This window comes from Streptomyces sp. NPDC059895 (genome assembly GCF_042731035.1).
In the GTDB taxonomy this organism is placed as follows: domain Bacteria; phylum Actinomycetota; class Actinomycetes; order Streptomycetales; family Streptomycetaceae; genus Streptomyces.
Genome location: NZ_JBHWKO010000016.1, coordinates 163955 through 188748, shown reverse-complemented (window position 1 = coordinate 188748; position 24794 = coordinate 163955). Strand labels below are relative to the sequence as shown.

The following is a 24794-nucleotide window of genomic DNA, read 5'->3' as shown; positions in this document are numbered from 1 at the left end:
GGGGGGGGGGGGGGGGGGGGGGGGGGGGGGGCGGGGGGGGGGGGGGGGGGGGGGGCCCGGGGGGAGCGGGAGGTGCGAGCCGGTGGGTGGGAGGAGTGAGGCGGTGGGGTGGGTGCCGCCGCAGGCGAGGCGGGCCGTGGCGGGCGGGCCGTGGCGGGCGGGCCGGGCGGGCGGGCCGGGCGGGCGCGGCCGGCCGGGAGCCCGTGGGCGGCTCCCGGCCGGCGGGGCGTCACCGCCTCAGGAGCCGTACCGACAGACCGTCCGCCGTGTACACGGGCACGGCGCGCAGTGTGTCGGAGTCCAGCTCGACGCGGTCGAAGCGGCCGCGCAGCGCCGGGGCGTCGATGACGCGCACGGTGCTGCCGGCGGCCGGGGTCCGCTCGGTGTCGAGGCGGAGCGACAGCACGGCGCCCTCACCGAGCACGACCCGCCGGGTCACCGTGAGGACCGCCTGGTGCCGGCCCGCGCGCAGGGTCGCCTCCAGCGTGCCGGCCTCCTGCGCGAACAGCCCGCGCACCTCGGCCGGTTCGTCGATCCGCACCGTCCCGCCGAGCACCCGCACGTCACCGTGGCCCAGCGCGTGGGCGGCGGCGGAGACCAGCACGCCGTCCTCCACGACCGTGCCGCCCGTGTACCGGTTCCGGCCGGACAGGGTGAGCGTGCCGGTGCCCCGCTTCGTCAGCGAGCCGCGGCCGCCGATGTCGTTGCGCCAGCCGTCGGCCGCGTGGAAACCGCCCGCGGACGCGTCCAGCGTGACCGTGACGTCCGAGGCGAACGAGCCGTAACCGTCGGCCGCCGCGAACAGGTCGAGCCGCCCCCACTGCTCGAAGCCGTCGAGCAGCACGTAGCCCGAGGGCAGCGCGGTCGTGCGCAGCACCTCGCGGCGCTGGGCGGCGTCCAGGTACGGCAGCCGCGTCTCCAGCAGCACCTCCGCGCCCTTGGGCACGGTCAGCGGCTCGTCACGGCCCTCCCGGGTGAGGACGTAGGTCAGACGCGGCTCGACGGCGCGGGCGTTGGCGCCCCGGTCGGCGTACGCGTCGTCCGCGCCGGAGTGGGCGTATGCGAACAGGGTGTCGGGCGTGCTGCCCGTCCGCCCGGTGAAGTACGCCAGGGCCTGCGCCCGCGCCGCCTGCTTGAGCTCGTCGTTGGCCGGGTCGGCCAGCGCCGCCGCGGCGAGGGCGGTGGCCATGACGCGCCCGCCGACGACGTCGACGGTGGAGTGCATGCCCGACACGATCCGGGTGTGGCTCAGCTCGAACGCGCGCGTCACCAGCTCCTGGAACCGCTCCGGCACCGCGTACGCGAACGCCAGGGCGGCCAGGTGGAAGGCGTTGGTGTGGCCGCTGGGGAAGCCACCGTCGTCGACGGGGGAGGTGCTGCGCTGGCGCAGCAACTGGGGGACGACGACCACCTTCGAGTCGTACACCGGGTAGCCGAGCGCGTCCGTGCGGCCGGTGTCGACGACCTCGCTGTCCTCGTTCATCCGCCACGGGCGCGGATACTGGAAGGCGTACTTGCCGGGGTTGCCGGAAGCGTACGGCCCGCGCACCGTGTCGACCAGCCGGGCGACCTGCCCGAGGTCCGAGGTGTACGAGCCCGCACCGATCGCGGAACCGGCCGGGGCGTCGGCGGGCACGGCGTCGCTGATCGTGGTCGCGGGCGTGGTGTCCGGGGCGCTGGTGATCGAGGTGACCGCCTTGGCGCCCGCCTTGTAGAGCTCGGCGAGCGGGCCCAGGGCGGCGATCATCGCGTAGCTCTGGTGCTGGCGGTCGTGGACGAACGCCTCCTTCGCCTGCGCCTCGGTCCGCGCGGCGGTGACGCGGGCGCAGTAGCGCATGTTGGCCCGCAGCACCTCGGGGCGCAGCGCGGTGCCGGTGTTCCAGGCGGAGCCCGTCTTCCAGACCTCGGCCATGCCGCCGAGGATCCGCACGACGGCGTTGGTCTCGGGCGTGAGGTTCGTCAGGACGTTCGTCCGGTAGTCGTCGACGAACGCGAGGGGTGCCGTGGCGGCCTTCGCGTCGGCGGCGGCCGACCAGGAGACGAGCGTCGGGGCGGCGACCAGCGCGGCGGAACCTCCCAGGGAGGCCCTCAGGAAGCCCCTCCTGTTCACGGCCGAGTGCGTGCGGTGCCCGGCGGGGGACGGCATGGATGTGCCTCTCTTCGGTTCTGCGGCCGTGGGGCCAGGAGCGGAGGGGACGCGCGGACCGGTGCGGGTCCGGCGGTTCCGGCGGTCGGTGAGCCGGGCCGCGTGGTGCGTCCGAGCGAAGATCTACGGCCAGGCCGTGTCCCGTCGGGGAGAGGGGGGCGACCGTGGCATGTCCCGCGGGTGAACGGGGGGCGCGGGTTCACAGGAAGCGCCTGCATAGCCGGTGGGAGCCACGATGGGCGGGCCGGGGCCAGGGCCAGGGCCAGGGCCAGGGCCAGGGTCGGGGCCGTGGCGGTGAGGTGAGCCCGTCGCCGGTCGGGCGGACGGCCCCCTGCCGCCTGCGCGGGCGTCGGCGGTGCGGCGCCGAGCGACGGTCGCGCCGCACCGGCACGACCGCTCCCGCCGGAGGACGGCCGCGGGAACGGCCGCGGGAACGGCCGCGGGAACGGCCGCGGGAACGGCCGCGGGAACGGCCGCGGGAACGGCCGCGGGAACGGCCGCGGGAACGGCGGGTCGCGCCGGAGGTCCGCGATCTCTCCCGTGCGCGGGAGTCGTGAGGCCATGGCCGGGAGGCCGGCCTGCACGGGCGGCCGTGCGGCGGCCGCCCCGCGCGGGCGTCGCGCCGAGCCGCGGTGGTGGGCGAACCGCGGCGGTGGGCTAACAGCGGTGGTGGGCGAACCGCGTCTGGAGGACCGGGAGTCGAGTCGAGAAGTCAGGGAAGCCCCGGGACGGGCCTCGGACGGAGTACGGCAGGCGAGTACCGTGCAGTTCGTTAGGAAGTTAACTAACGAAGTACAGTGCGTCAAGAGGCGTCACACGGCCGGCCGTCCGACCGGTCCCCGAGGCAGCGCGACGGTGTGGCGCCGGAGCATCCCGGCGCCGCATCCCGCACGGGCCGTCGACCCGGGAGCGCGGCCCCTGACCTGAGTGGGGGAACTGTGGAACACGACGTGGCAAGAGCCCCCCGCCTGACCGAGAGCGCGCGTGCGGTGTTCGCCGTGCTGGCCGGGGCGGGCAGCGCGACCCGGCCGCGGCTCGCGAGCCTGGCGGGCCTGTCCAAGCCGACGGTGTCCTCCGCCGTCGCGGAACTGGAGGGTGCCCGGCTCGCCGCCCACTCCGGCACCGCCTCCAGCGGCACGGGCCGCTCGGCGGCCGTCTACCGGCTGGGGCCGGCCGCCGGGGCGGTGCTCGCCGTCGACCTCGGCCCCGCTCTCACCCGGGTACGCGGCTGCGCCCTGGACGGCACCCCGCTCGCCGAGGCCACCGGCTCCCGGGCGGACGCCGCCGACGTCGTACGCGAGGCGCTCGGCGCGCTGCCCGGCGGCGCCCCGCTGCGGACCATCGTCGTCGCCGTCGGCGACGTCACCGCGCGGGGCGAGGACGGCACCGCGATGCGCCCCGCGACCGCCAAGGCCGGTCCCGTCTTCGACGCCGTGGCCGTGGCGCTGCCGCCCGGCGTTCCCGTCCACCTCGAGAACAACGTCAACTGCGCCGCGCTCGCGGAACTGCACGAGGGCGCGGCCCGCGGCCGGCACACCTTCGGCTACCTGCGGATCGGCGTGGGCGTCGGCCTCGGCATCGTCGTCGGAGGGCGGGTGCTGCGCGGGGCGAACGGCGCCGCCGGAGAGCTGGCCCGGCTGCCCTACCCCTGGGGCGACGGCGGCGAGCCCCGCCGCGAGGCCCTGGAGGAGTACATCGGTGAGCGCTCCCTGGTGCGACGGGCCGCCGAGGCCTGGCGGGACGGCGACGGGCCGTGCCCGCGTACCGCCGAGCAGCTGTTCGCGCAGGCCCGGCAGGGGCGGCCCGCGGCCCGCGCGGTCGTCGACCGGCACGCCGTGGACGTGGGCCGGATCGCCGCCGCCGTGACCGCCGTACTGGACCCGGGGCTGATCGTGCTGGGCGGCAGCACCGGCGCCGACCCGCGGCTGCTGCCCGGGGTGCGGGCCGAGCTGGACCGGCTGAGCTGGCCGACCGAGGTGGTCAGCAGCACGGTGGGGGAGCTCGGCACCGTCGTCGGCGCGGCGCGGCTCGCGGTGGCCCGGGGAGTCCAAAACGTGACCCGGGCGGCGAGGACGGAGGATTGACGGCTTCCGACTCGGTCTGCCAATGTCCGGACAAGCGCTTTCTAAGCCGGTCGGGACACCGGCTTGGGGTGAGCGTCCCGCCCGTACCCGGGGTACGGCAGCCACGCGAGGGCGTGCTCGCGTGACGACGGCCGTCGACGGCCGGGGATCCCCACCCGTGAGGACGGCGCGGCCGGGCGAGGCCGCACCCCCGGAAGGCGCCCTTCCGAGAACGTGCCCGAGCCGCCGCCGGCCGGCCGGGAAATCCGTCACGCACCCTTCAGGGAGGACCCGGTGGGTCACCACTTCTCGCGCAGAACCCTTCTCCGCACCGCGAGCGGACTCGCCGCCGCCGGCGCGCTGAGCGCCTGCGCCGGCGGTACCGGCGCCGGCACCACCAGCGACGAGCTGACGATGATCTGGTGGGGCAGCGACGAGCGCCACGCGGCGTACAAGAAGGCGCTGGCCTCCTTCCAGAAGCGGAACCCGAAGATCGAGATCCAGGAGACCTACTCCGGGTACGACGGCTACTTCGACAAGTTCAACACCAACGTCGCCGGCGGCAGCGCCCCCGACCTGCTCCAGATGGACACCGCCCTGGTCGCCCAGTACGCCCGCAAGGGGGTGCTCGCCCCGCTCGACGCCCACGTCGGCAAGACCCTGGACCTGACCGGCTTCTCCCAGACACTGCTCGCCGCCGGCACCGTCGACGGCAAGCTCTACGGCGTCCCCTCCGGCATCGGCGTCAACCAGCTCACCGTCAACCGCACCGGCCTGGAGGCCCTGGGCCTGGAACTGCCGGACCGCGAGTGGACCTGGGCCGACCTGCGGAAGGTCGCCCAGGACGTGTACAGGAAGAGCGGCGGCAAGACGTACGGCGTCGACGACGGCGGCGGCTCCACCCTCCAGTGCTTCGAGATCTTCGCCCGCGAGAAGGGCCAGACCTTCTTCTCCGACGACGGCACGAAGCTCGGCTTCACCGCCGACACCCTCCAGGAGTGGTGGGAGTTCTGGGCCGGGATGCGCAAGCTCCACGCCTCCCCGCCGGCCGCGATCACCTCCGCCGCCCACAACGACCTCACCAAGAACGCGGTCGTCATCGGCAAGGCCCTGTTCACCTTCGACTCCGGCGTCTACGGCGCGGGCGGCTCCATCACCGACGCCCAGCTGGACTTCCTGCCCACCCCGCAGGGCGACTTCTCCGGCGCCCGCGAGGGCAACTTCGTCAACGGCGGTGTGCTGCTGAGCGCGACCGGGACGAGCAAGCGGGTCGCCGACTCCGTCAAAATCATGTCGTTCTTCGCGCAGGACGAGACGGCGATCAAGGACATGCAGCTGCTGCGCGGCATCCCGCCCACGGAGAAGGCCCGCACCCTGATCGCCTCCGGCCTCACCGCAACCGACAAGCTCAACATGGCGAACGCCGACCACATCTCCCAGCGCGTCGCCCGCGCCACCGACGCGCTGCCCGCCCCGGTGCCCCCGCCGCAGGGCGCCGACCAGATCTGGGACCTGCTGTTCCAGTCGAACCTCGCCGTCGCCTTCGGCAAGAAGACCGTCAAGGCGCAGCTCGGCGCGTTCTTCGACCAGGCCGCAGGGATCCTGTCCGCGTAGGCCCGGGCAGGCACGGCACGCACGAACAATGGGAGAGGGCCACGGAGATGAGGATGACCACCGCCATGACCGACGAGGTCGTGAAGGAGCCGCCGGCTCCGGCGACCCCGTCCGACCAGCGGGAGCGCGAGCGCATGCGCCGCCGCCTCGCCAGACGGCGGGGCGGCGGATGGTGGCCGTACGTCTTCCTGGCCCCCTGGTTCGTCGGCCTGTTCGGGCTGACGATCTATCCGATGCTCGACTCGCTGTACCTGTCGTTCACCGAGTTCGACCTGCTCACCGCCCCCGAATGGGTCGGCGCCGAGAACTACGACCGGATGTTCACCGACGACCCGGTCTTCTGGGACTCGGTGCACGCCACACTGCTGTACGTCGTGGTCTCCGTCCCGCTCAAACTGGGCCTCGCGCTCGCCGTGGCGATGCTGCTCAACCGCGACCTCAAGGGCATCGGCCTCTACCGGGCCGCCTTCTACCTGCCCTCGCTGCTCGGCGGCGCGGTGGCCGTGGCGATCGTGTGGCAGCAGGTCTTCGGCGGCGACGGCCTGTTCAACGACGTCCTCGGCTGGTTCGGCATCCAGGGCCAGGACTGGATCTCCAGCCCCGACACGGCGCTCTACACGCTCGTCCTGCTCGCCGTCTGGCAGTTCGGCACCCCGATGGTCATCTTCCTCGCCGGCCTGAAGCAGCTGCCCAAGGACGTGTACGAGGCGGCCGCCCTCGACGGCGTCGGCCCCTTCACCCGCTTCTTCCGGATCACCCTGCCCCTGCTGACGCCGATCGTCTTCTTCAACGTCGTCCTCCAGATCATCGACGCGTTCAAGACGTTCACCCCCGCCTTCGTGGTCAGCAACGGCTCCGGCGGACCGCTCAACTCGACGATGCTGTACTCCCTCTACCTGTACAAGAAGGGCTTCACCGACCTCCAGATGGGGTACGCCTCGGCGCTCGCCTGGGTGCTGTTCCTGGTCATCGCGGGCTTCACGGCGGTCAACTTCGTCGCCGGCCGCTACTGGGTCCACTACGACGACTGAGCGAGGAGTCCTTCCGTCCCATGTCCGCCCTCACCCCGAACGCCTCGCCGCTGCGCAGGCTGCGCTCGCTCACCGGCCCCCGCCGCATCCTCGTCCACACGCTGCTCATCGGCGTCGCGGTCGTCATGCTGTACCCGCTGCTGTGGATGCTCAGCAGCTCCGTCAAGCCCGACACCGAGATCTTCACCCACCCGGGGCTCATCCCGAACGGACTGCGCCCCGAGAACTACTCCGAGGGCTGGAGCGGCTCCGGCAACTCCTTCTCCCTGTACATCACCAACTCGCTGATCGTGTCGATCGGCGCGGTCGTCGGCAACGTCATCTCCTGCTCGCTGGCCGCCTACGCCTTCGCCCGCTTCGAGTTCCGCGGCAAGAGGATCTGGTTCGGCGTCATGCTCGGCACGCTGATGCTGCCGATGCAGGCCACCCTCATCCCCCAGTACACGATCTTCTACAACCTGACCTGGATCAACACGTTCCTGCCGCTGATCGTGCCGAAGTTCCTGGCCACGGACGCCTTCTTCGTCTTCCTGATGGTCCAGTTCATCCGCTCCATCCCGCGCGAGCTGGACCAGGCGGCCATGATGGACGGCGCCAACCCCCTGCAGATCTACTGGAAGATCATCCTGCCGCTGATGCGCCCGGCCCTGATCACCACCACGATCTTCTCCTTCATCTGGACCTACGACGACTTCCTCAGCCAGCTCGTCTACCTCCAGCGCAACGACCGCTTCACGGTCCCCCTCGGCCTGACCCTGTTCCTGGACAAGACCAGCGGCTCCTCCTACGGCGCGATGTTCGCCATGTCGACACTCGCGCTCCTGCCCACGCTCATCTGCTTCCTCGTCTTCCAGAAGAGGCTGGTCGAAGGCCTGGCGACCTCCGGTATGAAGGGCTGATCCGCGACATGCACCTCCCCCACCAGCGCGGCCCGCTGCACGACCTGCCCGACACCCCCGAGGCGTACGACGCCGTCCTCGCCGACGTCACCGAGCAGGCCCTCGCCCGGCTCACGCCCGAGGGCAGCCTCGAACACCCCGACTGCGTCGACGACATCGGCGACACCTCCCTCGGCATCACCTCCCTGCTGGCCCTGGCCTGGCAGCGCACCCAGGACCCGCGGCTGCCCGAGGCGGTCCGCCGCAGCCTCGCCTTCCACCTGCGCGAACGGGTCTACCGGGACGACAACCCCGGCTACCCCAACCTCAGGGTGCGCGCGTCCGGCCTGCCGTACGCCCGTTACACCCTGGCGGCCGGCGCCCACCCCATCGGCGACTGGCCCAGCACGGTGTGGGCGCTGCTCCAGGCGGTGAACGTCCTCGACGCGGCCGACGGCCTGGTCGACGACGACCCGCGCGCGGAACTGCTGGAGGTGGCGCACGGCTACTGGCGCCGGCTGACCGAGGCGACGTTCTTCAACCCGCAGCACGCGGGGAACCAGGCCATCGGCTGCGTGGTGGGCGGCCTGATGCTCGCGCGCCACCTCCCGCCCGGGCGGGGCGAACCGGTCCGCGCGCGGGCGATGGCCCTCTACCGCGACGAGATCCGGGCGCACCGGGTCCGCGACCGGGGCGCCCTGCTGCCCCCCGAGCACGGCGGCGCCTACGACAACAACTACGGCCCGATCTCCCTCTCCTTCCTCGCCCAGGCCCACCGGGTCAGCGGCGAGGACGTCTTCGCCGAGGACGGCGACGCGCTCGCCCGCTACCTCGACGCCCGGCTGACGGGCGGCGGCTTCGACCAGGGCGGCCCCCGCTACAGCGAACAGCACTCCGGCTTCGAATCCGTCCTCGGCCTGCGCTACTTCAGCCGCCGCATCGGCTCCGACCTGGGCCGCTACCGCGGCGACACCCGCTGGGGACGGCACGCGGTCAAGGCGGACGGCGGCGTCGACGGCCACTTCGCGTGGATGCTGGTCTGGCAGATCCAGGACACCACCCGCTGGCAGCGCACCCCGTCCGCCGCGCCCACCCGCCACCAACTGCGCGCCGGCACGGTCTCCGCGGCCTTCGACGACCGGATGACCCCGTCGCTGGTCGAGGCGGGCGGCACCTACTACCTGCCCGCCGCCGTCGGCCGCCGGCACGGCTTCGGCCCGGTCACCGACGGCTTCCTGCTGTGCCGTCCCATGGGCGAGGTCCGCGTCCGCGACGTACGCGCCGACGGCCTGGCCGCCAAGCTGGTCACCCAGCCCGTGGTCGGCCGCGACCACGTCCTGCGCCATGTGCGCTCCCTGTACGTCACCGACGGCGCGGCCCTGTGGACGACGGTGGCCGTGGAACGCCTCGACGGCACGCCGTACCTGCTGGCCGGGATGCCGTACGCCGAGGACGACGGCGACCGGGTGCGGCGCACGGCCCGGGGGGCGGTCGTCTCGGCCGGCGCGCTGCGCCTGACGCACCCCGACACGACGGGCCCGGACCACTTCGACGCCCGCGCCGACCTCACGCAGGAGCAGGCCGCCTTCGCCCTCGCCGCCGACCCGCGCGGCTACGGCGACCCCGACGAGGGCTGGAAGCACCTGGTCAGCTCCACGGCCCTGGAGGCCGGCCCGGTCCCGGACGCCCCCGACGACCTGCACGTCTTCGCCGTGCGGTACGGCTCGCGGGAGCCGCTCACGGTGTCCGTCGAGCACGGCGGGGAGGGGCTGACCGTACGGACGGCCGCCTTCACCGCCGTACTCGGCGACGAGGACGCGCACGGCGAGCCGCGGCTGACACTGCGCGGGGCCTGAGGCGCGCGCCCGGTCGGACGCCGGGGACATGCGGCCGCGTGCGGCAGGTCCCCCCGCTCAGCCGCCGGTGTCCGCTCCGACTCCGCCCGGTCCGGCACCGGCACGGTGATCTCCGGCCCCGTGCGGCCGCCCCACGACGTCCCGCACCACCAGGTCGGCCCGCTCCCGGGTCGCCGCGACGAGGTCGGCGTTGCGCTGGTCGGTGCCCCGCACCCAGGCCACCGCCTCCTCGGGCGCCTTGCCGAACTCCTCGTGCCGGGCGACCAGCCGGCGGACGCGTTCCTCCTCGTCCGTCTCGCAGAACCACACCTCGTCCAGCGCGGACCGCACCCGCGCCCACGCGCCCGTGTCCAGCAGCAGGTAGTTGCCCTCCGTGACCACGAGCCGGGCCGTCGGCGGCACCGGGACCGCGCCCGCGAGCGGCTGCTCCAGGACCCGTTCGAAGCCGGGCGCGTACACGATGTCGTCGCCCTCCGCCTCCTCGCGCAACCGGCGCAGCAGGGCCGCGTACCCGGCCGCGTCGAAGGTGTCGGGCGCGCCCTTGCGGCCGCGGCGGCCGAGCCGGTCCAGCTCGACGTCGGCGAGGTGGAAACCGTCCATCGGGACGTGCGCCACCCACGGCTCCCCGGTGCCGTTCAGCTCCCGCACCAGATGCTCGGCGAGGGTCGTCTTGCCGGCGCCGGGGCCGCCGGCGATGCCGAGGAGGGCGCGTCGACCACCCGGAACCAGGGAACGCGCACGCAGGAGCAGATCGTCGAAGGTGAGCACGGAACAGAAGTGTCGCAGCCCGGAAGGGGACCTGGACGCGGAGAGGAGGAGCAGGTGTCCGAGGACGAGACGCGCATCCGCACCCTGATCACCCGCTGGGCCGACGCCGTGCACCGCGGCGACCTGGAGGCCGTCCTCGCCGACCACGCCGAGGACCTCCTCCTCTACCACGTGACCCCGCCCCACGACGGCCTGCGCGGCCTGCCCGCCTACCGGGCGCTCTGGCCGCCGTTCTTCGCCTGGCAGGCGCAGGGCGCGCTGTTCGAGATCGACACCCTCGACGTCACCGCCGGGCCCGAGGTGGCCTGGGCCCACGCCCTGCTGCGCTGCGGCACGCCCGAGGAGCTGGCCGCGCGGCCCGCCCTGCGGCTGCGGCTGACGTTCGGTCTGCGCAAGCGGCGCGGCCGGTGGGTGATCGCGCACGAGCACCACTCGTTCCCGCACGACTGACACCCCGTCACCGCAGGTGTGGCGCGCGCCACACCGTTGGGCACCCCCGTGCGGGGGAACCGGTCCTGTATGACGACGACGCTCGGACTCCCGGACACCATCCAGGCCTGCCTCTTCGACCTCGACGGGGTCGTCACCAGGACGGCGGTGGTGCACGCGGCGGCCTGGAAGGAGACGTTCGACGCGTTCCTGCGCGAACGGGAGGGCGCGGACTTCCGGCCGTTCGACAGCGCCGGCGACTACGGCGAGTACGTCGACGGGCGCCCGCGCGCCGACGGCGTGCGCACCTTCCTCGCCTCCCGCGGCATCCACCTGCCCGAGGGCGGGCCCGGCGACCCGCCGGACGCCGCGACCGTCCACGGCCTCGGCAACCGCAAGAACGAACTGCTGCTGGAGAAGATCCGCACCCAGGGCGTCGAGGCCTACGACGGCACCCTGCGCTACCTGGAGGCCGTCCGCGCGGCGGGCCTGCGCACCGCGATCGTCTCCTCCAGCGCCAACACCCGGGACGTGCTGCGCTCGATCGGCGCCGAGGGCCTCTTCGAGGTGCGCGTCGACGGCGTGGTCGCCGCCGAGCGCGGACTGCCGGGCAAGCCGCACCCCGACACCTTTCTGGCCGCCGCCCGCGACCTGGGCGTCGAGCCGTCCCGCGCCGCCGTCTTCGAGGACGCGCTGGCCGGCATGGACGCGGGCCGCTCCGGCCACTTCGGATACGTCGTCGGCGTCGACCGGGTGGGCCAGGCCGACGCCCTGTACGCGCACGGCGCCGACGTCGTCGTGAAGGACCTGGCCGACCTGGCCGGACCGGGGGGCCAGGAGTGATCACCGACCGGTCCTACGCCGTCGACCCCTGGTGCGTGCGCGAGACGCACCTCGACCTCGACGTCCTCGCCCAGAGCGAGTCGGTGTTCGCCCTGTCCAACGGGCACGTCGGCTGGCGCGGCAACCTCGACGAGGGCGAACCCCACGGCCTGCCCGGCTCCTACCTCAACGGCGTGTACGAGCTGCACCCGCTGCCCTACGCGGAAGCCGGCTACGGCTACCCGGAGTCCGGCCAGACCGTCATCAACGTCACCAACGGCAAGGTCCTCAGGCTGCTCGTCGACGACGAGCCGTTCGACCTGCGCTACGGGCGCCTCGTCTCCCACGAGCGCGTCCTGGACCTGCGCCGGGGCGTGCTGGAGCGCACCTGCGAGTGGACCTCGCCGGCCGGCACCACGGTCCGGGTCCGCTCGACGCGGCTGGTCTCCCTCACCCAGCGGGCCGTCGCCGCCGTCGCCTACGAGGTGGAGGCCGTCGGCAGCCGCTCCCGGGTCGTCATCCAGTCCGAACTCGTCGCCAACGAGAGCATCCCGGAGCCGAACGGCGACCCGCGCGCGGCCCGCGCCCTGAAGTCGCCCCTGGAACCGGAGGAGGACACCACCTCGGGCCACCGCCTGCGCCTGGTGCACCGGACCAGGCGCAGCGGCCTGCGCGTCGCCGTCGCCGCCGACCACACCGTCACCGGCCCCGAACGCACCACCACCGACAGCGAGAGCAACGTCGACGTGGCCCGGCTGACCGTCACCTCCGTGCTGGAGCCGGGCGAGAAGCTAAGGGTGGAGAAGCTCGTCGCGCACGGCTGGTCCGGCGCCCGGTCCCGGCCCGCGATGAGCGACCAGGTGGAGGCGGCGCTCGCGGCGGCCGGACACAGCGGCTGGCAGGGCCTCCTCGACGACCAGCGGGCCTACCTCGACGACTTCTGGGCGCGCGCCGACGTCGAGGTCGACGGCGACGAGGAGATCCAGCAGGCCGTCCGCTTCGCCCTCTTCCACGTCCTCCAGGCCGGCGCCCGCGCCGAGCAGCGCGCCATACCGGCCAAGGGACTGACCGGCTCCGGCTACGACGGCCACGCCTTCTGGGACACCGAGACCTTCGTGCTGCCCCTGCTCACCTACACCGCGCCCGAGGCCGTCTCCGAAGCGCTGCGCTGGCGGCAGAACACCCTGCCCGCCGCCCGCGAGCGCGCCGCCCAACTCGGCCTGCGCGGCGCCGCGTTCCCCTGGCGCACCATCGAGGGCTCCGAGGGCTCGGCCTACTGGCCGGCCGGCACGGCCGCCTTCCACGTCAACGCCGACATCGCCGACGCCGTGGTCCGCTACGTCGCGGCGACCGGCGACACCCTCTTCGAACGGGACACGGGCGTCGAACTGCTGGTGGAGACGGCCCGCCTGTGGCGCTCGCTCGGCCACCACGACGCGCACGGCGTCTTCCACATCGACGGCGTCACCGGCCCCGACGAGTACAGCGCCGTCGCCGACGACAACCTGTACACCAACCTCATGGCCCGGCAGAACCTGCTCGCCGCCGCCGACATCGTCGAACGCCACCCCGAGCGGGCCGCCGCCCTCGGCGTCGACCCGGAGGAGAGCGCGTCCTGGCGGGACGCCGCGCAGGCGGTGGCCGTCCCCTACAACGACGAACTCGGCGTGCACGAACAGCACGCGGGCTTCACCCGCTACCAGCGCTGGGACTTCGCCGGCACCCGCCCCGACCAGTACCCCCTGATGCTGCACTTCCCCTACTTCGACCTGTACCGCAAGCAGGTGGTCAAACAGGCGGACCTGGTACTGGCGATGTACACCTGCGGCGGCTTCTTCGACGAGGAGCAGATCGCCCGCAACTTCGCCTACTACGAGCCGCTGACCGTGCGCGACTCCTCCCTGTCGGCGTGCTGCCAGGCCGTCGTCGCCGCCCGGGCCGGCCATCTCGGCCTGGCCTACGACTACACCGTCGAGGCCGCCCTGATGGACCTGGCGGACCTGGAGCACAACACCCGCGACGGCCTGCACATCGCCTCCCTCGCCGGCACCTGGACGGCACTGGTCGCCGGGTTCGGCGGGCTGCGCCGCGACGGCGACCGCCTCGGCTTCGCCCCCCGCCTGCCGGAGAGGTTCGGCCGCCTCGCCTTCTCCCTCCAGATCCTCGGCCGCCGCCTGCACGTGGAGGTCGGCCCGGACAAGGCCACCTACACCCTGCTGTCCGGTCCGCCCCTGACGATCGGCCACCACGGCACCCCGGTGCACCTCAACGGGGACGGTCCGGCCGTGCGCGACATCCCGCCGGCGCCGGAGCGCCCGGCGCCCGAGCAGCCCCCGCACCGCCGCCCCAACGCCCGCTGACGGCCGGCCGGCGTCAGCCGGCCGGCCCAACCCCGTCCTGCGGGTCCGTCCCCCTCGGGTTACTTTGACCGTGTTCTGCACGGTTCTGCGGTTTCTCCGGTTCTCCGGCTCCGGACCCAAGGGGTGGACGATGGCCCACGGCACGAACGCCATGCTCGTCGGCGCGCGACGGGGCACCCCGGCGGCCGGGCCCGGCAGCTCCTGGCACACGCGCGGCGCGTGGCCGCTCGCCGCCGTGGCCGCCGCCTTCACGGTGGCCCAGCTGCTCCTCGTCCGGCCCACCCTGGGCCTCGGCTGGGACGAGACGGTGTACGTCAGCCAGAACAGCGCCCAGGCGCCCCCGGCGTTCTTCAGCGCCCCGCGCGCCCGGGGCGTCTCCCTGCTGGTCGCGCCGATCACGTCCTGGTCGACCTCCACCGGACTGCTCCGCGTCTACCTCGCGCTGCTGTCCGGCCTCGGCCTCCTGCTGGCCCTGCGCGTCTGGCGCGGCTTCTTCCCGGCCCGCGTGCTCGCCGCCGCCGGCGCCCTCTTCGCCTCCCTGTGGGTGACGCTGTTCTACGGCCCGGCCGCCATGCCCAACCTCTGGGTCGCCCTGGGCGCCCTCGCCTGCGCCGGCTGCTGTCTGCGGGTCCGCGCGGACCACCGGGACCGGGCCGCGCTGTGGGGCGTGGCGGCCGGTGCCGCGCTCATGGCGTGGATGCGGCCCACCGACGCCGTGTGGATCGCTCTGCCGCTGCTCGCCCTGGCGGTGGCGGGCCGCGGGGTGCGCCTCGGGCTCGTCCTCCTGGCGGGGCTCGCGACGGGCGTCGGACAGTGGGTGATCGAGGCCCACCTCGCCTTCGGCGGGCTCGCCGAGCGGCTGTCCGAGGGCTCCCGCATCCAGGGCGGGCTCGGCTGGAACAACGCGGTGGACGACCAGCTGCGCGGCCTGGTCGGCCGGACCCTGTGCCGCCCCTGCACCGGCGCCCTGCCGCACCCGGCCGTCATGGCGTGGTGGTGCGTCCTGCCGGTCCTCGCCGCCGTCGCTCTCGCGGTCGCGGCCCGGGCCCGGCGCACCGCCCCCACCCTGCTGCCGCTCGCCTGCGCCACGACCGCCGCCCTGCCCTACCTGTTCCTGATCGGCTACGCGGCACCGCGCTTCCTGCTCCCCACCTACCTCCTGCTGGCCCTTCCGGTCGCCGACGCCCTGTTCCACCTGGTCACCAGAGCCGACGGCCGGTGGCGCCCGGCCGCCGCCGCCGTCGTCGCGGTGGGCCTGGCCGGGCACCTGGCGGTGCAGTACGCCGTCCTGCACCGCACCGTGGACCGCACCGCCGCCGACCGCCGCGACTGGAGCCGCACCGCCACCGACCTGCACCGGCTGGGCGTCCGCCCGCCCTGTCTGCTCACCGGGGCCGAGGCCGTCCCCGTCGCCTTCTACACCGGCTGCTCCTCGGCCAACCCGCGCGGGCACAACGCCAACTCGACCGAGGCGGGCATCCTGAGCACCGCCCGCCGGATCCCGACCGCCGCCCTCTCCCGCCCCGGCGGCCCGCCGCCCCCGTACGCCCGCGACTGGGCGCGCCACCCCTCCGCCGGTCTCGACCTGCGCCTCGCGCCCCCACCCCGCCCGAACGGACCCGCATGACGTCCGGGCAGGTCCCCGTCGCGGCGGTCCGCAAGGGCGCCCGCCGGCAGACCGCCCTCACCCTCGCCGTCCTCGCAGCCGCCGGCTGGCTGGCGAGCCGCCACTGGCCCGTCCTGGAGACCGGTGTCCTGCGGCTCGCGGTCGCCGACCAGGGCTGGCTGCTGGCCGCGGCGGCCGCCGCCTGCGCCACCTGGCCGTGCGCGGCCCTCGCCCAGCAGGGCGCCGTGCTCCGGCCGCTGCCGCCGGGGCGGCTGGTGGCCGCGCAGTTCGCCGCCTCCGCGGCCAACCAGGTCCTGCCCGCCGGGCTCGGCGCCGGCGCCGTCACCCTGCGCTTCCTCATGCGGTGCGGACTGCCCGCCGGCCGCGCGGCGACCGCCGTGGGGGCCAAGGCCACGGCCGGCGGGGTGGCGCGCGGCGCCCTCGTCGCCGGCCTCGCCGCCGCCTGCCCGGGCCTGCCGCGGATCCCGCACCACCGGAACGGCGCAGCGGTCGGCGCCTGCGCGGCCCTCGGCGCGTGCGCCCTCACGGCAGGCCTCCTGCGGCCGCGGTGCCGGCGGATCGTGGCCCAGGTGACGGCCGACATCCGGGCCGTGCACGCGCGGCCGCGGCGGGCGGCCGCCCTGTGGGGCGGTTCGGCGGCGTTCGCCGCGCTCCACGCGTGCGTCCTGATCGCCGTCACCCGGGCCGTCGCGCTGCCCCTGCCCGCGGCGCGGGTCGCGCTGCTCTACCTCGCCGCGAGCAGCGCGGCCGCCCTGCTGCCCACACCGGGCGGACTCGGCTCCCTGGACGCGGCGCTCGCCTTCGCGCCGGCGGCCGCCGGCACGCCCGCCTCCGCGGCCGCCTCCGCGGTGCTCGGCTACCGGCTCCTGACCGTGTGGCTGCCGCTGCCGCCCGGTCTGCTGGTGCTCGGTGTCCTGGCCCGCCGCGGGGCGCTGTGACCCGGTCCCGGGTTTCCCGGCCGCCGACTCCTGGTAGGAGACCGGTGGCCGGTCCGGCGGACGAGGGGGAGTGCCATGGCGGGGAACGACCACGGCGGGCGGCTGGGGGAGGAGTTCTTCACCCCGGGGACCTCGTCCTTCGTCGACTTCCTGGCGGCGCACCGCCCGGAGCTGCTGAGCACGCGCCGGATCCTCCCCGACGGCGTACGGGCCGCGCCGGACCGGGTGCCGCACGGCACCACCGTGCTCGCCCTCGCCTTCCGCGACGGCGTGCTGCTCGCCGGCGACCGCAGGGCCACCATGGGCAACCTCATCGCCCAGCGCGACCTGGAGAAGGTGTACCCCGCCGACGACCACACCGCCGTCGCCTTCGCCGGCACCGTGGGCCTGGCGCTGGACCTGGTGAAGCTCTACCAGGTCGAGCTGGCGCACTTCGAGAAGATCGAGGGCACCGCGATGACCCTCGGCGCGAAGGCGCGCCGCCTGGCCGGAATGATCCGGCAGAACCTCGGCCAGGCCATGCAGGGCCTCGCCGTGGTCCCCCTCCTCACCGGCTACGACCCCGCCGCGCCCGAGGGGCGGCGCGGCCGCATCTTCGGCTTCGACGTCGCCGGCGGCCTGTACGAGAAGCGGGACTTCCACGCCGAGGGCTCCGGATCGCCGTACGCACGGGGCGCGTTGAAGAAGCTCTACCGCAGGGACATGGGCCGGCGCGAGGCGGTCCTCGCCGCCCTCCAGGCGCTGTACGACGCGGCGGACGACGACTCCGCGACCGGCGGCCCCGACCTCAACCGGCGGATCTTCCCCGTCGTCTCGGTCATCACCGAGGACGGCTTCGAGCGGCTGTCCGAGCCGGAGACGGAGGAGCTGAGCCGCGAGACGGTCGCCCAGCGACGCAGCCGGCCGGACGGACCGAACGCCGACGCCGACGCCGACGTCACGGGGTGACCGCGCCGCCGTGATCTCGGAGGCCGCTCGTCCCCCGCGCCCCTGACGCCGGCAGGAGCGGCGGCGGCCCGGTCCCCGCTGTTCGGCACGGCTCCGCGGCGGGTGCCGGGGTTGGGGCGCCCGTGGCGGGATACGCGGACGGGGACAGCGTGACGCACCAGCACAGGGAGGACCCATGGGTACGGAGCCCGAGACGAGGGGCGACGACGTCTACCAGCCCACCGGCACCAACGAGGAGCAGGAGGACGCCGCCCCCCTCGATCTCCAGGACGCCGTCGACGAACGCACCTACGACGACACCCTGGACGAGGGCTACTCCCCGCCGGAGAAGCCGCTCGGCGTCACCAAGTACGGCACCACCGCCGCCGAGCAGCACGAGGGCGAGACCCTCGACCAGCGTCTCGCGCAGGAGGTCCCGGACGTGGCCGGGCCCGCCGGGGACGGGATCGGCGACCTGCCCGGCGGTGAGGGCGAGCCGGTCGACCCGGAGGCGGGCGGGGAGCGCGCCGGCCGTCTGGTCGCCCCCGACGAGGGCGCGCACCCCGACGCCACCAAGGAGGAGATCGCCGAGGACGCCGGCATCGACGCGGGGGCCGCGGGCGCGGAGGAGGCCGCCGTCCACGTGGTGGACGACGACGAGCTGCCCTGACAGGGGGCCGCCGCGCGCGGTCCCCTCCCCGGGGCCACCGGTCACCGGTTCCACCGATCGGCCGGTCCCGCGGCCCTTCGGGGCACCGGCTCACCGCGCCTGCGGGACGGCGTCGTCCCGCTCACTCCCCGATGCGCTCCAGCTGACGGAGCCGGTTCGTGGCGTCGAGGGCCGCGACCTTGTAGGACTCGGCGAGCGTCGGGTAGTTGAACACGGCGTCCACGAGGTAGTCGACGGTGCCGCCGAGGCCCATCACGGACTGCCCGATGTGGATCAGTTCGGTCGCGCCGGAGCCGAAGCAGTGCACACCGAGCAGCGTGCGGTCCGCGGGCGAGACGAGCAGCTTCAGCATGCCGTGCGCGTCACCGATGATCTGGCCGCGGGCCAGCTCCCGGTAGCGGGCGACGCCCACCTCGAACGGCACTCGCTCCTCGGTGAGCTGGTCCTCCGTCCGCCCCACGAAGCTGATCTCCGGGATCGTGTAGATGCCGATCGGCTGGAGCCGGTGCATCCGTCCGACGGGCTCGCCGCACGCGTGGTAGGCCGCCGCGCGGCCCTGCTCCATCGCCGTCGCGGCGAGCGCCGGGAACCCGATGACGTCTCCGACGGCGTAGATGTGCGGCACCCGTGTGCGGTAGTGCTCGTCCACGGCGATCCGGCCGCGGGCGTCCGCCGCGAGCCCCGCCCGCTCCAGGTCCAGCCCGTCGGTCAGGCCCTGGCGGCCCGCCGAGTACATCACCACGTCCGAGGGGATCTTCTTGCCGCTCTCCAGCACGGTCAGCGCGCCCCGCGGGTGCCGCTCGACGGCGGCGACGGTCTCCCCGAACCGGAAGGTCACCGCCAGGTCCCGCAGGTGGTACCTGAGCGACTCGACGATCTCGACGTCGCACATGTCGAGCATGCCGGCCCGCTTCTCGACCACGGTGACCTTGCTGCCCAGGGCGGCGAACATGGACGCGTACTCCATGCCGATCACGCCCGCGCCGACGATCACCAGGGATCGCGGGACGCGTTCGATGGTGAGGACGTTGTCGGAGTCGAGGATGGTGCGCCCGTCGAACTCCACGCTCCGCGGCCGCGCGGGCCGCGTCCCGGTGGCGATCACGATGTGCTCGGCGGTGACCAGCCGCTCCTGGCCGCCGGGCTCGCCCAGGGCCACCGTGCGATCGTCGACGAACCGGCCGGTGCCGGTGAACAGGGTGACGTGGTTGCGGGTCAACTGGCTGCGGACGACGTCGACCTCACGCCCCAGCACATGCTGGGTCCGCGCGGTCAGGTCGGCGACGGTGATGTCCTCCTTCAGGCGGTAGCTCTGCCCGTAGAGGTCGCGCTGGGTGAGGCCGGTGAGGTAGAGCACCGCCTCGCGCAGGGTCTTGGAGGGGATGGTTCCGGTGTGCAGGGAGACCCCGCCGAGCATGTCGGGGCGGTCGACGACGGCCACACGGCGGCCGAGTTTGGCGGCGGCGATGGCGGCCTTCTGACCGCCGGGACCTGTTCCGAGGACGAGCATGTCGAAGTCGGGCACCCTCCGGAGTCTGACAGCCCGGGGGCTCCCCGCGGAAGGGCGGACCGGGGACGGTCCGCCGCACGGTCAGGGCAGCAGCTTCTCGATGGCGGCGGGACCCTCCTCGTCGAGCTTGCGCCGCGCCCACTCGAGGTTGCGCGGGGTGAGGTCCCTGCCCGCCGCCAGCACCATGTCCTCCGGCGACACCTCGGTGCCGGTGCGGCTGTGCAGCAGGTTGTCCGGGGTGGTGCGGTCGGAGGACGGCCGGGAGGCGTCGGGCTGTGAGGTCGACATGATCTGTGCTCCTCGGTCCGGAGGGCTGCTTCGGACCCGCTGCGGTCACCGGGTCCACTAACACCATTCACCGAGGGAGCGCACCCCGCATCCGGAGACGCCGACGCACCGGGGCACCGGCCCGGAACCGGGAGGCTCCCTCACGCCACGAGTACCGCACCGGCCGCGACGCAACCTCCGCTCCGCACGGCACCGCGCACCCTCGGGGGCCGGGCTGCCTCGCCGCACACGGCGCCCAGGCCGTGCCGGCGCCACGGACCGGGGCAGCGTCCCCATGGCCGCCCACTTCGCCAGGGCCGGTTTCTGCCCGCCTCCCTTGCGGTTCCCGGCCGTTGGGGAACGACTCGTGGCCTCCGGCAGGTTTGCGGATCCCGTGTCCGCGCATTCGGGAGACGTACACGTTTTCCAAAGGAAAAGGGAGGAACCGTGGGCATCATCGCGTGGATTCTGATAGGCCTGCTCGCCGGTGCCATCGCCAAGCTGCTGCTGCCCGGCAAGGACCCGGGCGGCATCATCATCACGATGCTCATCGGCGTGGCCGGCGGTCTGCTCGGCGGCTGGCTCGGCAAGGTGATCTTCGGCGTGGACTCGATCGACGGGTTCTTCGACCTGTCCACCTGGGTCGCCGCGATCGTCGGCTCGCTCATCCTGCTCATCCTCTACCGGGCCGTCACCGGCAACCGGCGCTCGCACCGGCACGCCTGACCGGGCCGCGGCCACCCCGGCCTCAGCCGAGGTCACCGGCCGACCGGGCCTCCGCCTCGGCGAGTATCTCGGTGACCCGCAGACCGAACGCCGCGTCGCACGCGTGCGGACGGCCGTCCCGGGCCGCGGCGCCCAGCGCGTCCGCGGCCCGGCCGAGGGCCGAGACGGCGTCCGAGGCGCTCGGCGGGAGCCGCACCACCCCGGCCTCCCCCCGCAGCTCCACGGCCGAGCCCGCCGCCGAGGGCGGAGCCGTCAGACTGAGCGTCAGCGTGCTGGACGCCCCGCCCGCATGGTCCAGGACCAGGTGCACGGTGTCCCCGGGCCCCCGCCCCGCGGCGGACACCCGCCGCACGTCCCCCAGGACCGGCAGCAGCACGGACAGCGCGTGCGGCCCCACGTCCCACAGGGCGCCCTTCTCCCTCCGCCACGGCGTGGCGAACGGACTCTCCCCCGTGAACACCGCCCCCAGCCACTGTGCGTGCCCTGTGAACCACCCTCCCGCCGACGCCTGTTGGGCGATCCAGGCCTCGGGTTCGGGCAGGAAGCGGGTGGTGAAGAAGACGACCGAGGCGACCCCCGCCTCCCGTACGGCCCGCGCCACCGCCCGCGCCCCCGGCACCGTCGCGGCGACGGGCTTGTCCAGCAGCAGGTGCCGGCCGGCGCCGGCGGCGCGCACCGCGAGGTCCGCCTGGACGTCCGGCGGCAGCGCGACGGCGACCGCTTCCACGTCCGCGAGCAGGGCGTCGACGTCGTCGTAGGGCCGGGTGCCGTGGCGCTCGGCCAGTTCCTCGGCGGCGGCGGGGCGGCGGCCCCACACACCGACGAGGTCGAGACCCTGGTGTGCGCTCAGGGCGGGGGCGTGCACCAGCTGCGCCCAGGGGCCCGTGCCGAGCAGACCGATGCGCATGTCGCCGACTCTCCCAGCTGCCGGAGGAGGTGACGGCCGGCGCCCGAGCGGCGCCGTCCGCGGGTGAGCCTCGCACACGGGCGGCGCTCGCGGCAGTCCCGGGGCGGTCAGGCCGCCCGGGGCTCCGGGTGTCCGTCGTCCGTCGCCGGTTCCCCGCTCCCGGCGGGGTTCCGGACCAGGCGCAGGTGCCGCCTGCGGGCGGCATGCCGTGGCCCGGCCGGGGCAGGGCCGGACAGACGGTCCTCGACGCGGTCCATGACCACCAGCAGCACGGACATCAGCGGCAGCAGCAGAACGGCGACCCACAGCACGGTGTCCTCCTCGTCGGGGCGACACCACCCGGGTGCTCCGAATCGGTCCTCTGATGCCTGTGCCGGGCGCGGGGGGTGCGAGGGCGGCCGTGGCGTCAGGGCAGGGCGGGCGCCGGGAAGCCGGTCAGCAGTGCGTCCGCCTGTTCCAGTCCGCTCTCCACGGAGATCTCCCGCAGCGTCTGCGGCGGACGGACCGTGGCGAACGTGACGTGGCCGTCCCGTGCCAGACAGCCGTACACCCCCGGCCGGGGCAGGCTGTTGTACGCCCATGGTGCCGAGAAGTAGTAGGCGCCGGTGTCGTGCAGCACGACCAGGTCGCCCTCGGCGAGTTCGGGCAACGCGCGCTCGTGCGCCACGACGTCCCCGGCGAAGCAGAGCGGCCCGGCGACGTCCTGCGGCAGCGAAGACGTCCGCTTCGGGCTCCCGTCCGGACCGTGGGCGGACACCCGCAGCGGCCAGGCGCCCGGCATGAGGACCGTGCGGGTGGCGACCTGCCCGCCGGCGTGGGTGAGGGCGATCCTGCGGCCGCCCGCGTCCTTGACGTACTCCACGCGCGCCACGAGGAAGCCGTTCTTGGCGAGCAGGGAGCGGCCGAACTCGGTGACGAGCCGGTAGCGGCCGTCCAGCAGGGCCGGTTCGGCCGCGGTGAGCGCGGCCACGTACTCGGCGTAGGTGGGGGTGACGGTGTCGTCGGCGAAGTTCACCGGGAGTCCGCCGCCGAGGTCGAGGCTGGTCACCTGCCGGCGGCCGGCCCGGGCGTCGATCTCCCCGGCGAGGTGGTGCAGGGCGGCGAGGCCCTCGGCGATCAGGGGCAGGGGGCATCCCTGCGAGCCGACGTGGGCGTGCAGCCGGGTCAGCCACGGCCGCCGCGCGAAGGCCTCGACGACCCGGGCGCGGGCCCCCGGATCGCGCAGCGCCACACCGAACTTGGAGTGCTCCGTCGCGGTGCTCATCGCCCCGATCGTCCCGCTGCCGACCTGCGGATTGACCCGCAGCCCGACGACGGACGCGCAGTCCGCCGGGCGCAGGGCGTCGACGCGTTCGAGTTCGGCGAGGTTGTCGGCGTTCACCGCGACCCCCAGGGAGAGGGCCTCGCGGAGTTCCGCGCGGGTCTTGGCGGGGGAGTCCAGCACGATCCGCGCCGGGGGGAAACCGGCGTCGAGCGCCAGCCGCAGCTCTCCCGGGCTCGCCACCTCGCAGCCCATCCCGGCGTCGGCGAGCAGCCGCAGCACCGGCACCAGGGCGCACGCCTTGGCCGCGAAGGTGTGCAGCACCTCCGGGACCCCCGCGAACGCCTCGCGCAGCCCGGCGACGCTGTCGCGCACACCCTGGACGTCGACGAAGCCGGCCAGCGGCCGGTCCTCGCCGATCAGCCCTTCGGCCACGGCCCGGCGCAGGACGGGCGCCACACGCGCGGCGCCGTCCTCGGTGCTCTCCCTGTTGTGGAACGACACGTCCTGGTCTCCTTCGCTGCGGCGGGAACGGGCGGTCGACTCCAGGTTCGCCCCTTCCCGCACCGTCCGTCTTCGGCCGGCCCGCACAAAGAGAACCGGAACCCTCGTGGTGACGAGCCCGGCCCGCGCCCCCGTCGCCCGCAAGACCGGTGAGATTGCCGGTCCCCCCGCCACCGCGCTGCTCCGACAGTGGCACCTCCAGCCCGCCCAGGGCCCGCCCGACAGGGCGGGCCCCGTCGCGACAGAGAGGACGACTCGTCGTGCAGCAGACAGCCCGTACCGGAGCCGCCCACCGCAGGCCCACCGGTTCCCCCCACCGCAGGTCCGGCCGGATCGCCGGCCTGGCGGCGGCGATCGCCGCGGTCGTCGGACTCACCACCCTCAGCAGCCCCGGGGCGCAGGCCGCGGACAACCCCTACGAGCGGGGACCGGCGCCCACCACCTCGAGCATCGAGGCCCTGCGGGGCTCGTACGCCGTCTCGGAGACCTCCGTCTCCTCACTGGCCGTCACCGGCTTCGGCGGAGGCACCATCTACTACCCGACCAGCACCGCGGACGGCACCTTCGGAGCCATCGCCATCTCCCCGGGCTTCACCGCCTACCAGTCGTCCATCGCCTGGCTGGGACCGCGGCTGGCCTCGCAGGGCTTCGTCGTCTTCACCATCGACACGAACACCACGGCCGACCAGCCGGACTCGCGCGGGGACCAGTTGCTCGCCGCCCTGGACTACCTCACCCAGCGCAGCTCCGTCCGCACCCGTATCGACAGCTCCCGGCTCGGTGTGATGGGCCACTCGATGGGCGGCGGCGGCAGCCTCGAAGCCGCCAAGACCCGCCCCTCCCTCCAGGCCGCGATCCCGCTGACCCCCTGGAACCTCGACAAGACCTGGCCGGAGGTCACCACCCCCACCCTGATCGTCGGGGCCGACGGCGACACGATCGCCCCGGTGGCCAGCCACGCCGAGCCGTTCTACACGTCCCTGCCGTCCTCGCTGGACCGCGCCTACCTGGAGCTGAACAGCGCCACCCACTTCACCCCGAACACGTCGAACACGACGATCGCGAAGTACAGCATCTCGTGGCTGAAGCGGTTCATCGACAACGACACCCGCTACGAGCAGTTCCTGTGCCCGCTGCCCCAGGCGAGCCTCACGATCGAGGAGTACCGGGGCAACTGCCCGCACACCTCGTGACGCCGGTCCTTCCCGGCACCGGACGAGCGGCGGCCGCGCATCCCGCGCGACCGCCGCTGTCGTTGTGCCCGCGCACCGCCGGGGCGGGCCGGCGTTGGGCGGCGGCACAAGCCGCATCCGGTCCGTCACCCGTGAACGCCCAGCTCACCCGCAGCAGCCGCTTTCCCCGCGGCGCGGACGCATGCCTTCCGTCTCTCGTTACGCGTGCGTAACGTCACGGGAATGACCGGACAGCTGACCGTTCAGGGCGGGTGTGTACGGGCCGTGACAGGCGAACCCGGTTGCGGCCGCACGTGG

General features: G+C 74.4%; 21 protein-coding genes. 14 read left to right on the top strand and 7 right to left on the bottom strand.

The genetic code is table 11. The features are described from left to right. Nucleotides 1-229 precede the first annotated feature (229 nt). Entirely contained in the window at nt 230-2146 is a 1917-nt protein-coding gene (locus ACFV9M_RS20620; protein WP_385068173.1) for a phosphatase PAP2 family protein, read from the bottom strand. A 950-nt stretch (nt 2147-3096) separates the two neighbouring features. Here ACFV9M_RS20620 and ACFV9M_RS20615 point away from each other — a divergent pair. The 5 genes from ACFV9M_RS20615 (at nt 3097) to ACFV9M_RS20595 (ending at nt 9588) form a co-directional block, all read left to right on the top strand. After that, nucleotides 3097-4230 carry an ROK family protein gene (locus ACFV9M_RS20615; RefSeq protein WP_385068174.1) on the top strand — a complete coding sequence of 378 codons (1134 nt, stop codon included), beginning with the start codon at nt 3097-3099 and terminating at the stop codon, nt 4228-4230. Nucleotides 4231-4503: 273 nt separating this feature from the next. Further along, nucleotides 4504-5823, top strand: coding sequence for an ABC transporter substrate-binding protein (locus tag ACFV9M_RS20610; protein WP_385068175.1), 1320 nt, complete (start codon nt 4504-4506; stop codon nt 5821-5823). A gap of 53 nt (nt 5824-5876) precedes the next feature. Then, entirely contained in the window at nt 5877-6854 is a 978-nt protein-coding gene (locus ACFV9M_RS20605; protein WP_385068176.1) for a carbohydrate ABC transporter permease, read from the top strand. Between the two features lie 20 nt (nt 6855-6874). Next, nucleotides 6875-7753 carry a carbohydrate ABC transporter permease gene (locus tag ACFV9M_RS20600; RefSeq protein WP_385068177.1) on the top strand — a complete coding sequence of 293 codons (879 nt, stop codon included), beginning with the start codon at nt 6875-6877 and terminating at the stop codon, nt 7751-7753. Nucleotides 7754-7761: 8 nt separating this feature from the next. Then, nucleotides 7762-9588 (top strand): hypothetical protein, encoded by a 1827-nt coding sequence (locus tag ACFV9M_RS20595; protein WP_385068179.1) that lies wholly within the window; start codon nt 7762-7764, stop codon nt 9586-9588. Between the two features lie 57 nt (nt 9589-9645). Here the strand turns inward: ACFV9M_RS20595 and ACFV9M_RS20590 are convergent, their stop codons facing one another. Then, nucleotides 9646-10356 (bottom strand): nucleoside/nucleotide kinase family protein, encoded by a 711-nt coding sequence (locus ACFV9M_RS20590; RefSeq protein ID WP_385068180.1) that lies wholly within the window; start codon nt 10354-10356, stop codon nt 9646-9648. A gap of 54 nt (nt 10357-10410) precedes the next feature. Between ACFV9M_RS20590 and ACFV9M_RS20585 the strand changes: the two genes are divergently transcribed. The 7 genes from ACFV9M_RS20585 to ACFV9M_RS20555 all read left to right on the top strand — a co-directional run bounded on the left by ACFV9M_RS20585 (nt 10411) and on the right by ACFV9M_RS20555 (nt 18129). Then, complete coding sequence (locus tag ACFV9M_RS20585; RefSeq protein ID WP_385068182.1) at nt 10411-10806, top strand: nuclear transport factor 2 family protein; 396 nt, start codon at nt 10411-10413, stop codon at nt 10804-10806. 69 nt (nt 10807-10875) lie between these two features. Continuing rightward, nucleotides 10876-11628, top strand: coding sequence for an HAD family hydrolase (locus ACFV9M_RS20580; RefSeq protein WP_385068184.1), 753 nt, complete (start codon nt 10876-10878; stop codon nt 11626-11628). Then, the gene (locus ACFV9M_RS20575; RefSeq protein WP_385068186.1) at nt 11625-13967 is read left to right on the top strand and encodes a glycoside hydrolase family 65 protein; all 2343 of its coding nucleotides are present in this window, start codon (nt 11625-11627) and stop codon (nt 13965-13967) included. The genes ACFV9M_RS20580 and ACFV9M_RS20575 overlap by 4 nt, the downstream gene beginning before the upstream one ends. A gap of 130 nt (nt 13968-14097) precedes the next feature. Further along, entirely contained in the window at nt 14098-15594 is a 1497-nt protein-coding gene (locus tag ACFV9M_RS20570) for a hypothetical protein (RefSeq protein ID WP_385068188.1), read from the top strand. Beyond that, entirely contained in the window at nt 15591-16532 is a 942-nt protein-coding gene (locus ACFV9M_RS20565; protein ID WP_385068190.1) for a lysylphosphatidylglycerol synthase domain-containing protein, read from the top strand. Before ACFV9M_RS20570 ends, ACFV9M_RS20565 begins: the two co-directional genes overlap by 4 nt. A 75-nt stretch (nt 16533-16607) precedes the next feature. After that, nucleotides 16608-17480 carry a proteasome subunit beta gene (prcB, locus tag ACFV9M_RS20560; protein ID WP_385068191.1) on the top strand — a complete coding sequence of 291 codons (873 nt, stop codon included), beginning with the start codon at nt 16608-16610 and terminating at the stop codon, nt 17478-17480. A gap of 175 nt (nt 17481-17655) precedes the next feature. Beyond that, nucleotides 17656-18129 carry a DUF5709 domain-containing protein gene (locus ACFV9M_RS20555; RefSeq protein ID WP_385068193.1) on the top strand — a complete coding sequence of 158 codons (474 nt, stop codon included), beginning with the start codon at nt 17656-17658 and terminating at the stop codon, nt 18127-18129. A gap of 121 nt (nt 18130-18250) precedes the next feature. On the opposite strand, the gene sthA is transcribed toward ACFV9M_RS20555, so the two are convergent. Both sthA and ACFV9M_RS20545 read right to left on the bottom strand, forming a co-directional pair. Further along, nucleotides 18251-19654 (bottom strand): Si-specific NAD(P)(+) transhydrogenase, encoded by a 1404-nt coding sequence (gene sthA / locus ACFV9M_RS20550; RefSeq protein ID WP_385068195.1) that lies wholly within the window; start codon nt 19652-19654, stop codon nt 18251-18253. 66 nt (nt 19655-19720) lie between these two features. Beyond that, nucleotides 19721-19927: a hypothetical protein gene (locus ACFV9M_RS20545; RefSeq protein ID WP_385068197.1), complete on the bottom strand. Its 207-nt coding sequence runs from the start codon at nt 19925-19927 to the stop codon at nt 19721-19723. A gap of 426 nt (nt 19928-20353) precedes the next feature. On the opposite strand from ACFV9M_RS20545, the gene ACFV9M_RS20540 reads away from it, so the two are divergent. Continuing rightward, nucleotides 20354-20632, top strand: coding sequence for a GlsB/YeaQ/YmgE family stress response membrane protein (locus ACFV9M_RS20540; RefSeq protein WP_385068198.1), 279 nt, complete (start codon nt 20354-20356; stop codon nt 20630-20632). Nucleotides 20633-20654: 22 nt separating this feature from the next. Here the strand turns inward: ACFV9M_RS20540 and ACFV9M_RS20535 are convergent, their stop codons facing one another. From ACFV9M_RS20535 to ACFV9M_RS20525, 3 genes are all read right to left on the bottom strand, one after another. Then, nucleotides 20655-21539: a Gfo/Idh/MocA family protein gene (locus ACFV9M_RS20535; RefSeq protein WP_385068200.1), complete on the bottom strand. Its 885-nt coding sequence runs from the start codon at nt 21537-21539 to the stop codon at nt 20655-20657. 107 nt (nt 21540-21646) lie between these two features. Then, nucleotides 21647-21850 carry a hypothetical protein gene (locus ACFV9M_RS20530; protein WP_385068201.1) on the bottom strand — a complete coding sequence of 68 codons (204 nt, stop codon included), beginning with the start codon at nt 21848-21850 and terminating at the stop codon, nt 21647-21649. A gap of 95 nt (nt 21851-21945) precedes the next feature. Continuing rightward, complete coding sequence (locus ACFV9M_RS20525) at nt 21946-23304, bottom strand: diaminopimelate decarboxylase (protein WP_385068203.1); 1359 nt, start codon at nt 23302-23304, stop codon at nt 21946-21948. 260 nt (nt 23305-23564) lie between these two features. Between ACFV9M_RS20525 and ACFV9M_RS20520 the strand changes: the two genes are divergently transcribed. Next, on the top strand, nt 23565-24497 hold the full coding sequence (locus ACFV9M_RS20520) for an alpha/beta hydrolase (RefSeq protein ID WP_385068205.1): 933 nt from the start codon (nt 23565-23567) through the stop codon (nt 24495-24497). The last annotated feature ends 297 nt before the right edge of the window (nt 24498-24794 follow it).